This is a genomic window from Dysgonomonas massiliensis (genome assembly GCF_900240225.1).
Taxonomy (GTDB): Bacteria; Bacteroidota; Bacteroidia; order Bacteroidales; family Dysgonomonadaceae; genus Dysgonomonas; species Dysgonomonas massiliensis.
Map to the genome: position 1 here is coordinate 25,798 of NZ_OEPV01000009.1, position 15,759 is coordinate 41,556.

A 15,759-nucleotide genomic window follows, 5' to 3' on the forward strand; every position below is an offset into this window, starting at 1 on the left:
AGCTGTATAGATGTGTATAGGTATGTATAGATATGTTAGGGTTAGGCTGCTTGCTCCCTGCTAATAAGCAGCCTAACTTTACCCAATACAATTCTAATTCAATTATTTATTAATAAAATAGAATACGATGGAAAATGCAAAAAGAAGAAACAAACCGGGAAGAAAGAAAGTGATGAATCCCAAAGTATACAGATATACAGTGAATCTGGACGAAGCGGATAATGAAAAGTTCCAGTATATACTCAGAAAGACGCAGACAACGAACATCAGTCAGTTTATAGCCTCTGTCCTATTCGGCAAAACCATCAAGGTCGTTTTAATAGATAAAGCCTCCAATGATTATTTCATGCGACTGACTAATCTTTATGAACAATACCGCCAGGTAGGTTCAAACTATAATCAGATAATCAAAATACTTCGCACCAATTTTGGAGAAAAACGGGGATTACAGATGCTTTACCGGTTGGAAAAAATGACGATTGAACTGGTGAAAATATCCAAAGAGGTATTATATCTTACGGATGAGTATGAGAAGAAATGGCTTACAAAGCCAAAGACTAATAAATATATGCTGAAGGAAGAGTGAGCAGCTTTTGTCCTTAAAGAAAACTATGAAATGACTATAAATTATCTTTGTCCTATTTGATATGCATCGGAAGTGGTTCCCATGCTATGTCCTTTTGGCTTTCCAATAAAAAGTCTTCAAAACGTCAAATTTTTAGCAGAAAATACGACCCGCCGGGATCGTATTTTTTGTCTAAATCCGTTAGGACTTGAATTTGACCGGAGCAGAAGACTGTGCTAATTTGCCAAAAGGACAGGTAGTCGAATCACAAAGTATATCCTTTTAGATATAGGAATTGAATTAAAAATACCGATATTTTTTAATCGGATGTTACATTTATAAGGATATTCTTCTCTAAAACTATCTGCTCATTGCCTACATTTTATAGCTATTACTCTACTTTCATTCTTTCCTGATCCATCTTATTACGATATTTTAATGCCTTTATTTAGGAAAACGACTTTGGAGTTTTCCTCTTCCCCCAACGTCTCTGTTGGGGCGAGGTAAGTTTTGCAGCAAAGAATATTTTCTGCAGCAAAAAACATAACTCGCTATCAACGCGTGTTGGTTAATTTCAGCTTGTGAAAACACACTGAACTTTGGTAGATATTTTCTGTATTTCCTGCCAGTATCTACGGAAATAGAAGATAAGTCCGATAATAAATCCTTCAACATTGATTTTAGATGAATGAATAGATCTTTCTCGTAAAATAATTATGAGTTTTATGCCTTCTTCGAAGCTGAATATCCTGAAAAACAAAGCAGAATAGTGCATAAGGATGAAGCTGTTATGAAGAATCGTCGGTTTTTATATTCTTTGTAGATAATTTAATCAGTTATTAATTAAGTGATTCATTTATTCAGTGATTAAGTTGATAATTAGATAACTCAACTATTTACTGATTCATCTATTAATTCAATGAATAATTAATTCAATAATTGGACTATTCAATCAGTCATTTAACAATTCAATTATCTGATAAATAGTTGGATACTTAGCTGATTAGCTAGTTAATTGACTTACTGATTAACTGACTTATGGGCTTAATTATTAATCCCTTAAAAGAAAGCAATATGGCAAGAAACAAAACGACAGAAGAAACTGATCCGGAAAAACTAAAAATGATGATGACAGCAGATTTATACCTAGAGCCGAAAGAGAATGAGCCAGATAATAGTGATGACACAAATAAGACTTATGATACTCCTTCTGAATCAGTAGAAGAAGATACCGAATCAGGGAATGAAAAGCCAAAGATCAAAGCCAAATCTGCAGGCAAAAAGAAAAATAAGCTAGCTGCTTACAAAGATCTGTTTATGAAAAAGCCTCGTATAGTCTATAGAAGACAACGAAGCATTCACTTTGAGGATGAACTCTATTTTGAAATTAAAGAAATAGTCCAATTTACGAACTCTCCTATCAGTTTACCGGATTTCATCAACAATTTGGTTAAGCATCATCTGGAAACTTACAAGGAGGAAATCTATGAAGTCAGAAATGAATATGTTGAGTATATAAGAGAGGTACTTTCAGCTAAAAAAGAATAAGATTCTTGGTAGTGTCCTATAATAGTACAGTCCTGTTTCTTCATCCAACTCTTTGGCATTGAACAGATACGGAGTATTCCAGCGGTTGTTGCCTTCTTCGATGAACATTTCTCCGAACGGAACATACTCGATATGCTGAACCGTTTCGTCATCTAAGTTGGTAATTAGAGACGAACTGCCCAAATGATTACCTCACTAACCATTGGAAGCTAATCGCAATAAGTAAGACTTGTGTACAGTTTTATTTAGTTTTCAATTACTGTCTTCTTGAGTTTCACAACCACTTTCTATATGGATAAACTTTGATTTATTAAATTAGAGGTACCCTTGAAGGTTATTTATTTCTTTCAAGGGTATTACCTCGGCCTCCTGCATGTACCTCTTTCAAATAGATTATAAAATCATATTTTTTATGTAAGTTTGTTTTTGATATTAAGGAGTCTGAAATTGAAGCAATACATAAATATATCCAGGTTTGAAAAAGATCAGCTAAGTGAATTTGAAAAACTTTTTAAAAGCCTATATCCTCGATTAATGTCTTTAGGATCTCGTTTTTTACCAAACGAGATAGTGGAAGATTTTGTTCAGGATGTGTTTTCTATGTATTGGATAGAGCGAGAAAAATTGGAATTGAGCAATGTTGAATCCTATCTCTTTAAAAGTTTACAAAATAAATGCCTTAATTATATTCAGCATAAAGATGTTGAAAAAAAGTATATTTCTTCCCAAAGAATTGCGCAAGCACGACTTGATTACTATGAGCACAATACAGAGGAAAATAGATTATTAAATTCAATTAGTACACAAGAGTTTAAAGAGCAACTTGAAGCCGAGATCGAAAAACTTCCTATCAGGATGGCGGAAGCTTTTAGATTATGTTACATTGAAGACTTGAGCCATAAAGAGATATCTAAAATAATGAATATTTCGACTCGAACAGTAGAAGTACATATTTACAAAGCTCTAGAAAGAATCCGAGAAAATATTAATCCTGCTAATTTATTAGCTTATCTTATATTTGTTAACTTTTATTAACTAAAGGGGCTACGTAATTTACCTCTTAATCGTTGTCGTATATCTGAAAAGCATGATTTTACGATTATGGAAGATAATATAATATTAAGATATTTAATAGGAGAAAGTACTCCTGAAGAATTGGAGTTGTTAGCAGATTGGATCGAGGAGAGTGAAGAAAACAGAGACTATTTGTTTAGATTAGAATCATTGTGGCAGAAAAAAGTTGAAATAGAATATTCTGCTGATGCTAAATTGGATAGAGCTTTTGCAACATTCATGAAAAATAACAAACTCAACAAAGAACAAGATGCTCTTCCTGTTAAAAAGACTTTCAGAATCCCGACTTGGATACAGTATGGAGCCATTGCTTGCATTACTTCTATATTATCTTTAATAGCTTATAATATCGCTCTGAAGCAGAATCTACCTAATTATACAACAGTAGAGGTTCCCCGAGGTCAATATAGTAAAGTTTATTTGCCTGATAGTACTGTTGTATGGATAAATTCGGATACAAAACTAAGTTATAGTGATAGCTACATGACCTCGAAAAACCGTCAAGTTAAACTGGAAGGAGAAGCTTTTTTTGATGTCCGAAGAGATGAGAAACATCCATTTATAGTTCAAAGTAAAAATATAAACGTGAAAGTTCTGGGTACAGAATTTAATATTAAAGCCTATAATTCAGATTTGGAGACTATTGTAAGTCTCAAGTCTGGAAGTGTCGAAGTATCAACAGATAAGGAGTCTAAAGAAATGTTTCCGGGACAAGTGCTTCGTCTCAAAGATAATATGCTAACAGTTGATTCTGATGCAATAGCAGAAACTGCCTATAGTTGGATAAATGGAGAATTACATTTTGAAGAAGAAAATTTCATGACTATAGTAGAAGTACTGGAACGTAAATTCAATGTAATCATATACATTGAAAATGAGTCTCTCAAGAATCGGAAATTAACTTGTAGGATTCAGAAAAACACATCACTCCCGAAAGTATTAGATATTTTGAGAAATGCAACAGATTTGAACTATGAAATAAATCAACATGAAGTAATTATTAATTAAAAATAAGTGGCTTATGAGAAAATAATATCATGAAAAAAACAAGGAGACTGCGGCAACAATCTCCTTAATACAACTAGAAAACAATCAAAATAAATGCTTAAATCAATTATTAACTAATTAATTATCAAAGATATGATATTTATTAGAAATAAACGGATAATAAATACCTGTTTTAGAATCTTGTTAACTAAAATTACAACTATTGTCATGAAATGCACAATATTACTTTGTTTACTATTGACTCTTCAATCGTTTGCAGCTAACATTTATGCTCAAAGTGCTTCAATCTCCATTAAGGCGAAATACAAGACGGTCAGAGAAGTCTTGAATGAAATTGAAGAAAAGAGTGGACTTTATTTTACTTACGATGCAAATGTTATTGATACTAAGAAGATCGTAAATATAGATGTTGAGAATAAGGAGGTAAAAGATATCCTAAATATTCTTTTCGATGGAGAATCTGTTGGATATGATATTAAAGATAAACACATAGTTATAAGAAAAACCCCTGTCGATTCTAATCAGATGGAGAGTCAGGTTAACAAAAAGACTATCAGAGGTAGAATCACAGACCAATCGGGTGAAGCTATTATAGGGGCAAGTATAATGGTAAAAGGAAAACCAAACTTAGGAACAATTACTGATTTGGATGGTAACTTTTCATTATCTGTGGACGAAGATGCTGTGATTGTGATCACTTATGTGAGCTACAAAACCCAAGAGATCTCGGTTAAAGATAAAATAGACTTACAAATTGTATTACAAGAGGAAAGTCAAATTTTAGATGAACTAGTTGTTGTGGGGTATGGAACACAGAAGAGAGGCAATCTGACATCTGCCATTTCAAGTATTAAGTCTGAGGATATAATGAAAGGAACAAATGCAGGCTTGGCACAACAATTGCAAGGGAAAATACCTGGGTTGCAAATCAGACATCAGGCGGGTGAACCCGGAACATTTAACTCTACAATCAATGTCAGAGGATTTGGTAGCGCCATATTTGTGATAGATGGGATTGTCAGAGAGAGTGCAACAGAGTTCCAACAGCTAAATCCGAATGATATTGAAAATATTTCAATCCTAAAAGATGCATCAGCTGCCGTATATGGTTTGAATGCTGTTAATGGAGTGGTGATAGTTACTACCAAAAAAGGAATATCTAGTGCTCCTCGGTTCAACTATTCGAGCATGGTCGGATGGCAATCGCCAACCAACAGACCTAAAATGTCATCCGCCTCACAATACATGGAGCTGAATAATGAAAGAAATTATTATAAAAACGGAATACCAGCTATAACCGAAGAAGAGCTCAACAAATGGCGCGAAGGCGGAGAAGGCTATAAAAGTACAGACTGGTATAACGAAACTATGAAAAAATCGGCTATGCAACAAAGTCACGACTTCTCAATACGAGGAGGTAGCGACTTAGTTGACTACTATGTTAGTTTTGGTCATTTCAATGATAAAGGTTTGTTCAAGAGTAATGATATGAGCTACAATCGCTACAACCTAAGGAGTAATCTGACTCTGAAGTTAAGTAAATACCTTAAAGCTGACATCCAATTAGCAGGTCGTTACGGCAAGCGCGATTATCCCGGAGCCGATGGATTTATGTGGACATATAAAGGAACTATAATCAGCCTTCCTACCGAAAGACCTTATATAAATGACGATCCCAATTATCCGGCAGATATTCGTAATAGAGAGAATCCAGTACTGATGTCGCAAAAAAAATATGCAGGATACAGCGAAGAAAAAAGTAAAAGCTTTCAATCTACAGGATCTATAACATATGATGCGCCATTTCTTCCGGGTTTTCAACTTAAAGGTACAGTAGCATACGATAGTTATAATGGCTATAACAAAAATCTATGGAAAAATTATAGAATATATAATCAAGATTTAGTTTCGAGTCCAAGAGGAACTCAACCTCGTATTCAAAACAGGTCTGATGATCAGGACAGATTGGTTATGCAAGCACAAGCGAGCTATAATCAAATATTCTTACAAGCACATAATGTGGGAGCTACATTAGTTGCTGAAAGAAAAACTATAGAAAATAAATATATGGTGGCAAGAAGAGAGTACGATGCTTTCACCAATGATGTTATAGATTTAGCCGGAGGAAAACAATATTCTGAAGGAAGTGAAAGTGAAGAAGCACTAATGTCTTATATAGGGCGTTTCAATTACGACTTCAAAAGTAGATATTTGATCGAGTTTGCTTTCCGTTACGATGGTTCATATCGCTATGCAGTGGGTGACAGATGGGGATTTTTCCCAACTGTTTCTGGAGGATGGAGAATATCCGAAGAACCATTTATCAAAAAAAATCTACACTTTGTAGATAACCTTAAATTGCGAGCTTCTTATGGTATGATTGGTGAAACTGTAGGTGATGCTTTTCAGTTTGTCCCAGGATATACATCTGTTACTAACCAAGGAGCAGAATTTGTTGATGGTGAATATGTGGGTGGACTAGCAGCACCTGGAGTTATCAATCCTAACTTTACATGGACAAAATCCAAAATTTTCGATATCGGTATTGATGTTAGCCTCTTCAATAATTTGCTAAGTTTTGAGTTCGATTATTACCAACGCAATATGTCTGGACTACCTAAGCAAAGAGAATCAGGTGCTAGTTTACCAAATACATTTGGAGGATCGATGCCACTTGAAAATCTTGAAAGTAATCGTACTCAGGGAATAGATTTTGTTGTTTCGCACAATAATAAAATAGGACAGGTCAGCTACGATGCCAGCTTTAATCTAAACTTAGCGCGAACAATGTATCGGAAAGTAGATAAAGCTGATGCCAGAAGCAGCTTTGATAGGTGGAGAAATGGACTTGTGGACAGATGGAATGATATGGAATGGGGTTGGGATAAAACCGGACAATTTCAGAACTACGATGATATATATAATGGCATAGTGCATGGATATGGAAATGAAGGTAATAGCAAACTTTTGCCTGGCGATTATATTTTTTATGATGCGAATGGCGACGGAATAATAGACTCTAAAGACGAACGTCCATTATACCGTAATAGAACACCAAAACTATTTTACGGATTCACTATGAATGCAGCATGGAATAACTTCGACTTTAATGCAGTATTCCAAGGGGCAGCACTTTATACTGTAAGATTTGATGAGGTTTTCAGCCAAATGTTCTTTAACGATGGTAATCTTCCTGCATACTTTCATGATAGATGGCGCCCCGAAAATATCTACGATCCTAATAATACAAACTGGATTGCCGGTAAGTGGCCCGCAGCACGTAATGCCGAAGATATGAATTCGTCTTATCGCAAAAGTCAGGTATTTTACATGAACGCGGCGTTTTTGAGATTGAAAAATATTGAGTTTGGTTACACAATACCCAACAAATATACACGAAAGTATTATGTGGAAAATCTGAGATTCTATGTTAGTGGAACAAACTTATTGACATTTACCGATTCTTTTCTGAAACAGTTTGACCCTGAGAAGTATGAAGGATCGGCATATAAAGGAGGGTACGACTATCCATTAACTAAGTCGTTTAACATAGGAGTAAATATATCATTTTAAAACATTGACTATAACATGAAAAAAAATATAAAAATAGCACTATATATAGCTATCATATTAGGGTCATATACATTTCAGGCTTGCTCGGATTTCCTTGATCTCGAACCAAAAAACAAGGTGCCTGAAGATATAATTCTGAATGACGAGAAAGGTATCGAGTCTTTCATTGCTAACTTGTATTATCAAGCTCCGATCGAAGATTTTGTTTATTTTCCTCGCGAAGGCTTCAATGCCAGGGGGAATACCGGGTCTTTAACTTCGGCCCAATATGGAACAGAAGCTATCCACTCGGAGTGGCCTAATTGGAATGAATTAAAAAACGATTGGTGGGAGAAAGGCTATGCATTGAATAGAGATATAAATATTCTCTTGGAGGCTATACCTAAGATAGAGAACATAGATAAGAATAAGATTCCTTGGATCGAAGGGGAAGCCTATTTCTTGAGAGCTTATGCCTATTTTGCTTTAGCCAAAAGATATGGTGGTGTACCATTGATAAAAGAAGTACAAATATTTGATCCAAATTTCGAAAAACTTAAAGTACCTAGAAGTACTGAAAAAGAAACTTGGGATTTCATCCTTGAAACTTGCGATAGAGCCATAGAGTTACTCCCTGAAACAAGAGAAATAGGTACAGATAATCCTCATAATGATATTTCGAAACGAAGAGCAACCAAATGGGCAGCTTATGCACTCAAATCTCGAGTAGCACTTCATGCAGCTTCGGTTGCTAAGTATTGGAGCAGAGCACCGCTTTCGGGAGAAGCTGTTGATAAAAACTTGATAGGTGGTATGGATGCTAGTGATGTGAAAAGATATTATGATGCTTGTATCAGTGCTTCCGAAGCTATTATGAACTCATCTAAGTTCGGATTATTTTCTGAAGACCCAAAATCGGCTGAAGAAGCTGCTAGCAATTATCAAAATCTTTTTATGAACCCTAAAAGTTCAATGAACGAAATAATCTTTATGAAAGGTTATGGCAATGCAGGAGGATATATAGCTCATGACTATGATGGGTGGAATAATCCCAACCAAACGTCGGAAGGATTCCCTCATAGAGGACGCACAAATCCGATTCTTGAATTAGTCGATCTTTACGAAAATTATAATGGAACACCTGGAGAAGCAGCTCCTATTGTAACTACAGAAGATGGAATTGTAACACCATATGAAGGTTTTAACCCATCAAGAGATTATCGTAAATTCGATACTCCTGATCAAATATTTAAAAATAAAGATGCCCGCTTCTTTGCATCAGTTATCTATCCACATGCTATTTGGAAGAATACAAAGATTGTCATCCAAGGAGGAATTGTAAAGCCTGATGGAAGTTTGTTAGATGTCAAAGGCGAATACCAGCATAATGGAACTACATATTATACTTTTGGGGCTAACGACCGGAATCAATATTCGGGATTCGATGGTTCAGCAGACGTTACACGTTCTGGATTTTTGATGAGGAAATTCTTAAATGAAAATGCTAAAATTAGTTCATGGCTCCAATCTACTACCGATTTTATCGATTTTCGCTATGCTGAAATATTGTTAAATTTTGCTGAAGCTGTAATAGAAAATAATGAAACAGCAAAATTATCCGTTGCTACCAAAGCAATTAATGATATAAGAAAGCGCGCAGGTCACACGACCGAAATTGCAAATGTTACATTAAATCAAGTGTTGCGCGAAAGAGCTGTCGAACTTGCTTTCGAAAATAAAAATTATTGGGATTTAATCAGAAGGCGTACATATCATACTGAATTTAAGAACAGAAAAAAAGGAGCGCTTGTTCCATATCTTGACTTACGAGGAAATACACCCCAGTATATCTTTGTCAGAAGATATGTCAACAATGAAGAACAAACTTTCCCAGAGAAAGATTATTATAGACATATACCTGGAACAGCCAGCAATGGAGCAATACAAAATCCACAACATTAATAAGAATATAAACTAAATAGATTATGAATAGAATATTTTTAAAATTGATTCTGATTGTTTTGCCATCTATAGTATTTCTATCATGCGATTTAGATGATATAGATAATTATGATGGACCTAATGCCTCTATACAAGGGGGAATTTATGATGAGGAAACAGGTGAACTTGTAGAGCAAGACATTATTAACGGAGTGCAGATTGAATATATCGAACATGGTTTTGAGAATCCTCAGACGCAATATCAAGTTGTGAAGAATGATGGAACTTTTCAGAATAAAATGATGTTTGCAGGAACATATACGATGAGAGCCGTCAGAGGAAATTTTGTACCTACCGAAGATATTGAAGTGAAAGTTAAAGGTAATACTGAGATCAATTTCAAAGTACAGCCTTATATCCGCATCAAGAATGCATCAATAGAAAAAGAAAATGGAAAAATAGTTGCAACATTCTCTATTCAGCAAACTTTGCAGAATAAGATAAAAAACGTTGCTCTTTTTGCTCATAAAGAAAAAAATGTAGGTGATCCCTTAGCTAAAACAATATCAGTCAAACAAGATATAAATGATATAACCAACGAAAGTATGGTGTATACTCTAACTATAGATCCTAGTAAATATTCGGAAATGAAAGCAGGCGAAAAATTCTATTTTAGAATCGGGGCTTTGATGGATGTTTCGGAGGCTAAGTATAATTATGTACCAGCTGTTAGAATAGATATTTAAGAACTATTTAAGAGAAGTTTATTCATAGAATACGATGAGTAAACTTCTCTTTCTTTATAAATATAGAATGAAAAAATATATAGCAATATTAATACCATTCCTTGTACTTATTATATTCGCTTCGTGTCAAGACAAAGTGAAGAAAGATCCTATAGAATATGTAAATCCATATATGGGCAACATTAGTCATTTATTGGTTCCAACATATCCGACAATACATTTGCCAAACAGTATGTTAAGAGTGTACCCTGAGAGAGATGATTACACTTCGGATAAAATTAATGGCTTACCTTTAATTGTGACAAGCCATAGGGGCAGATCGGCTTTCAGACTGAGCCCTATACAGACTGTAGATCGTAAGGAGAAGCCGGGAATTAAAAAGTATACATATGACAATGAAAAGATTAAGCCATACGGATACGAAGTGCTGCTTGACGAGAAAGAAACTTATATTAAGTATGCAGTATCTCATCAGTCTGGAATTTATAATATAAAATACACAAAAAGAGAATCTGTGTATCTAATGTTAAGTACCGATAATGGTTATGCTAAAGTAGATGGTAACAAACTGTATGCAACACAGAACTTGGATAATAATACGCAGGTTTTTATTTATGCCGAAACGGATATTCAACCTATAGAATTTGGGATACTAGATTCTGATACAGGTATGAATAAAAATAAAACAGAGCAAGAAGAAGGTCCTTCAGTTCTACTCTTATACTTTGGAGATGAGCCTTTAGAGATAAATGTGAAATATGGTATGTCATTTATCAGCCTCGAACAAGCTCAGAAAAATCTGCAACGAGAAATTCAAGATTTTGATTTAAGCAGTGTTGAGAGATATGGAAAGAATATATGGAACGAAGCTTTGAGTAAAATCAAAGTAAAAGGCGATGACTTGGCTGATCTAGAAGTATTTTATACATCATTATATCGTACATTCGAACGTCCAGTCAATATTAGTGAAGACGGTCGTTACTTCAGTGCTTTCGATGGGAAAATACACAATGATGAGGGAGTACCATTCTATACCGACGACTGGATATGGGATAGTTATCGAGCGGCACATCCTCTGAGAGTTCTTATTGATCAAAAGACTCAATCCCAAATCATCAATTCTTTTTTGAGAATGACCGATCAGATGCCGAATGCATGGATGCCTACATTCCCCGAGATAACAGGTGATTCGCGCAGAATGAATTCAAATCATGGAGTATCAGTCATTGCCGATGCTTATGTTAAAGGCATGATTTCTTTTGATTTGGAAAAAGCATACGAAGTATGTCGCAGAGCTATAGAAGAGAAAACATTAGCTCCATGGTCAGGTGCCCCCTCGGGGTGGCTCGATCAATTTTATAAAGATCAAGGTTATATACCGGCACTTTATCCTGGCGAAGAAGAAACTGTACCCGAAGTAAATCATTTCGAGAAACGACAACCTATTGCGGTTACATTGGGTACAGCCTACGATGAATGGTGTCTTGCACAGATAGCATCAAAACTAGGTAAAGAAAGTGACTACGAGAAGTATGAAAAAAGATCATTTAATTATCGTAATGTATATAATCCTAAAACATCGTTCTTTCATCCGAAGGACAAAGATGGTAAATTCATAGAGCCATTTGATTATCGTTATTCAGGTGGACAAGGAGCCAGAGAATATTATGGGGAAAATAATGCATGGATTTATCGTTGGGATGTACCTCATAACATAGCTGATCTTGTTAGTCTGATGGGAGGAACTGATGCTTTCGATACTAATATGGATCAAATGTTTAATGAGCCACTCGGACGTAGTAAATTCGATTTCTACCAACAACTGCCTGATCATACAGGCAACGTTGGTCAGTTTTCTATGGCTAATGAACCTAGCTTACATATTCCTTATCTGTATAATTACGTTGGCAAACCTTGGAAAACTCAGAAAAAGATACATACACTTCTCGACCAATGGTTCAGAAACGATTTGATGGGCGTTCCAGGCGATGAAGATGGTGGAGGATTATCTTCTTTCGTGGTATTCTCTATGCTTGGATTTTATCCAGTAACACCGGGTATGCCTGTGTATGTAATAGGTAGTCCATTTTTCGAAACGGCTACGGTTAATCTTGAAAATGGAAAAGCTGTACAAATTACAACAAGTAATTATGCCAAAGAAAATAAATACATTCAATCAATGACTATCGATGGTAAGGAGTGGAACCAATCGTGGTTTTCTCATAATGATATCAAAGATGGAGCAATTATTCATTTTGTGATGGGAAGCGTTGCCAATAAAAAATGGGCTTCGGCATCAAGTAGCTTTCCACCTTCTTTTAAATATATAGATTAAGATGAAAAAGATTATAGTTATATTAATTTTTGCAAGTTGTATTCTAAATATTAGTGCTCAGAATAGTTTAAGTGAACTTCCTAATTTCGAGCGATATAAAATCCCGAATGAGGAAATACTATCAATGCCAGCTCAACACAATAGAGTCGTGTTTATAGGAAACTCTATAACGGATGCATGGCCGGAGGTGAGACCTGATTTTTTTAAAGATAACAATTACGTTGGACGAGGGATAGGAGGACAGACAAGTCCGCAGTTGTTGTTGCGATTCCGAAAAGATGTAATCGAATTAAAGCCGCAGATAGTGGTGATCAATATTGGTACAAATGATATTGCCGAGAATACAGGAAAATACAATCCTCAGTATACACTAGACAATATAATGTCAATGACCGATATTGCCTTAGCGAATGGTGTAAAAGTAATTCTGTCGTCAGTACTTCCTGTTGGTGAATATCCTTGGAGAAAAGATATAAAAAATGCGAGTCAGATCGTCGATTCTCTGAATGCTGCCATTCGCAACTATGCTGTTATGAATGACATCCCTTATGCTGATTATAATGCTAATATGAGAGATTCGAATGGAGCTTTGATAGAGGATCTTGGTCATGATGGAGTACATCCTGTAGAAAAAGGTTACAAAGTGATGGAAACTGTGATACAACCAATAATAAAATCTTTGCTTAGAAAGTAAAAGAGAAAAGAATGAAGTACAGAATTTGTTTTATATTGTTGCTTATTTTTGCCTGTTACGTACAAGCTCAGGATAAAGATTTGGCGGATTATGTAAACACATTACAAGGGACCAACTCTCACTACGATTTGAGCAGAGGAAATACCTATCCTACTACAGCCATGCCTTGGGGTATGAACTTTTGGACTCCGCAAACGGGTATCAATCGAGACGGATGGATTTATCAGCATTTCAAAGACTCGATCAGAGGATTTAGACAAACTCACCAGTGTAGTTCATGGACTAAGGATTACGGTACATTCTCTCTTATGCCTGTATCGGGTAATTTGGTTGTAGATGAATATTCCAGAGCATTGAAGTTCAGTCACAACAACGAAACAGCGAGGCCTCATTACTATCAGGTGTTATTCGAGAACGGATTGAATACTGAAATGTCTCCGACAGATAGAGGGGTTTTTATGCGATTCCAATTCCCAGATAATGAGGCGGCATACATCGTAGTTGATGCTACATCGGGGGGAAGTATGGTAAGAATATACCCAGAAGAGCAAAAAATTGTAGGATATTCTAGAAATGGGAATCATGCAACACCAGAGAATTTCGCAAATTATTTTGTAATCAAGTTCGATAAACCTTTTTTATCTCACGGTACATGGGATGGTATTACAAATGAGATTCAGACAAATTCGTTTGAAAATTTTGGCGATTATGTAGGTGCTTATGTGCAATTCGAAAAAGGGGAAACGATTAATACCAAGATTGCGTCTTCTTTTATTAGTATCGAACAAGCCGAACTCAATTTGAGAAATGAATTAGAGGGACTCACTTCCCTTGAGGATGCAAGACAGTTGGCTAAACAAGAGTGGAATAAGCAATTGGGTAAGATCGAAGTAGAAGGAGGTACAAGAGAGGATATAGAAACCTTTTATTCTTGTTTTTTCAGATCGATGCTATTCCCTCGTAAGTTCTACGAATACGATGCGAATGATAAGCCTATATACTACAGTCCTTATGATGGATGTATACACAAAGGTTATATGTATACTGACACTGGCTTTTGGGATACATTCAGAGCTCAATTTCCTTTGAATATTATCTTGCATCCCGAGATGCATCAGCGGTATATTAGTTCTCTCTTAGATGCATACGATCAAAGTGGGTGGTTACCTTCATGGTCTTTCCCAGGACATAGTGCAGGTATGATTGGAAACCATGCAGCTTCATTATTGGCAGATGCATATGTAAAAGGATTTGATATTGACACAGAGAAGGCTTTGTCTGCAATGTTGCATGAGAGTACTGATAAAGGGCCGCACGGTCCATCAAATGGCAGAGATGGATGGATAGATTATTTTAAATTAGGTTACGTCTCTCATCCCGAATATCACGAAGCTGTAGCCAAAACATTAGAATATTGCTATGACGATTTTGCAGCCATGCAGATTGCCAAGCTTTCGGGAAACAAGTTTTACGAAAACATATTTAAACGTCAAGTTCTAAATTATAAAAATGTATATGATCCTTCTACAAGTTTTATGAGAGGACGGAATAAATCAGGAGAATGGTCACCTGATTTCGATCCCATAGAGTGGGGAGATCCCTACACTGAAGCTTCGGCTTGGCACTATCATTGGTCGGTTTTTCACGATATACAAGGACTTATAAATTTAATGGGAGGAGATCGTAGTTTCACAGCAAAGCTTGATTCGGTGTTCACGATACCCAGTTCGTTTAATGTTGGTTCTTACAATCGGGTTATTCACGAAATGGCAGAAATGGAGTTGATAAATATGGGGCAATATGCACATGGAAATCAACCTATTCAACACATGGTATATCTTTATAATTATGGAGGAGAGCCTTGGAAAACCCAGTTTTGGTCGCGAGAGGTTTTACATAGATTGTACAATGCCACTCCTGACGGATATCCGGGGGATGAAGATCAAGGGCAGACCTCGTCTTGGTTTGTAATTAGTGCTCTGGGGATGTACGCTGTTTGCCCCGGGACCGATCAGTATGTTCTGAGTTCTCCTATGTTTCCTAAAATAACGATCAATCTTGAGAATGGGAATAAATTCGAAATCATATCCAAAGGAAATAGTCTTAATAATAGATATATTCAAAAAGCTTATTTAAATAAAGTTTCTTACAATAAGACTTGGATAGACTATCGTAGTATTATGAAAGGTGGAACTTTAGAATATAAAATGGATGAGAACCCGAACAAAAAATGGGGAACATCTGTGAATGATCGCCCTTATTCTTACTCGACAGAAAATATAAAATACTAAAACAC

10 protein-coding genes and 1 pseudogene are annotated in these 15,759 nt (G+C 35.7%); 10 read left to right on the plus strand and 1 reads right to left on the minus strand.

The features are described from left to right. The first annotated feature begins 127 nt into the window (after positions 1-127). Positions 128-586, plus strand: coding sequence for a conjugal transfer protein MobA (gene mobA, locus C1A06_RS10210; protein ID WP_101690167.1), 459 nt, complete (start codon positions 128-130; stop codon positions 584-586). A 1,053-nt stretch (positions 587-1,639) separates the two neighbouring features. Further along, positions 1,640-2,113, plus strand: coding sequence for a DUF3408 domain-containing protein (locus C1A06_RS10215; RefSeq protein ID WP_159461404.1), 474 nt, complete (start codon positions 1,640-1,642; stop codon positions 2,111-2,113). An 18-nt stretch (positions 2,114-2,131) separates the two neighbouring features. Here the strand turns inward: C1A06_RS10215 and C1A06_RS10220 are convergent. Continuing rightward, positions 2,132-2,302 (minus strand): annotated as a pseudogene (locus C1A06_RS10220) (RHS repeat domain-containing protein); the annotation flags it as partial. Between the two features lie 258 nt (positions 2,303-2,560). On the opposite strand from C1A06_RS10220, the gene C1A06_RS10225 reads away from it, so the two are divergent. From C1A06_RS10225 to C1A06_RS10260, 8 genes are all read left to right on the plus strand, one after another. Beyond that, a complete protein-coding gene (locus tag C1A06_RS10225) occupies positions 2,561-3,148 on the plus strand; it encodes an RNA polymerase sigma-70 factor (protein ID WP_101690169.1) in 588 nt (195 codons plus the stop codon). A gap of 66 nt (positions 3,149-3,214) precedes the next feature. Next, positions 3,215-4,195 (plus strand): FecR family protein, encoded by a 981-nt coding sequence (locus C1A06_RS10230; RefSeq protein ID WP_101690170.1) that lies wholly within the window; start codon positions 3,215-3,217, stop codon positions 4,193-4,195. Positions 4,196-4,402: 207 nt separating this feature from the next. Next, entirely contained in the window at positions 4,403-7,768 is a 3,366-nt protein-coding gene (locus C1A06_RS10235; protein ID WP_245872044.1) for a SusC/RagA family TonB-linked outer membrane protein, read from the plus strand. A gap of 15 nt (positions 7,769-7,783) precedes the next feature. Next, the gene (locus tag C1A06_RS10240) at positions 7,784-9,709 is read left to right on the plus strand and encodes a RagB/SusD family nutrient uptake outer membrane protein (protein WP_101690171.1); all 1,926 of its coding nucleotides are present in this window, start codon (positions 7,784-7,786) and stop codon (positions 9,707-9,709) included. 23 nt (positions 9,710-9,732) lie between these two features. Continuing rightward, on the plus strand, positions 9,733-10,434 hold the full coding sequence (locus tag C1A06_RS10245; protein WP_101690172.1) for a DUF3823 domain-containing protein: 702 nt from the start codon (positions 9,733-9,735) through the stop codon (positions 10,432-10,434). A gap of 67 nt (positions 10,435-10,501) precedes the next feature. Next, positions 10,502-12,769 (plus strand): GH92 family glycosyl hydrolase, encoded by a 2,268-nt coding sequence (locus tag C1A06_RS10250; protein ID WP_101690173.1) that lies wholly within the window; start codon positions 10,502-10,504, stop codon positions 12,767-12,769. Position 12,770: 1 nt separating this feature from the next. Next, on the plus strand, positions 12,771-13,463 hold the full coding sequence (locus tag C1A06_RS10255; RefSeq protein ID WP_101690174.1) for a GDSL-type esterase/lipase family protein: 693 nt from the start codon (positions 12,771-12,773) through the stop codon (positions 13,461-13,463). An 11-nt stretch (positions 13,464-13,474) separates the two neighbouring features. After that, positions 13,475-15,754 carry a GH92 family glycosyl hydrolase gene (locus tag C1A06_RS10260; protein ID WP_101690175.1) on the plus strand — a complete coding sequence of 760 codons (2,280 nt, stop codon included), beginning with the start codon at positions 13,475-13,477 and terminating at the stop codon, positions 15,752-15,754. The last annotated feature ends 5 nt before the right edge of the window (positions 15,755-15,759 follow it).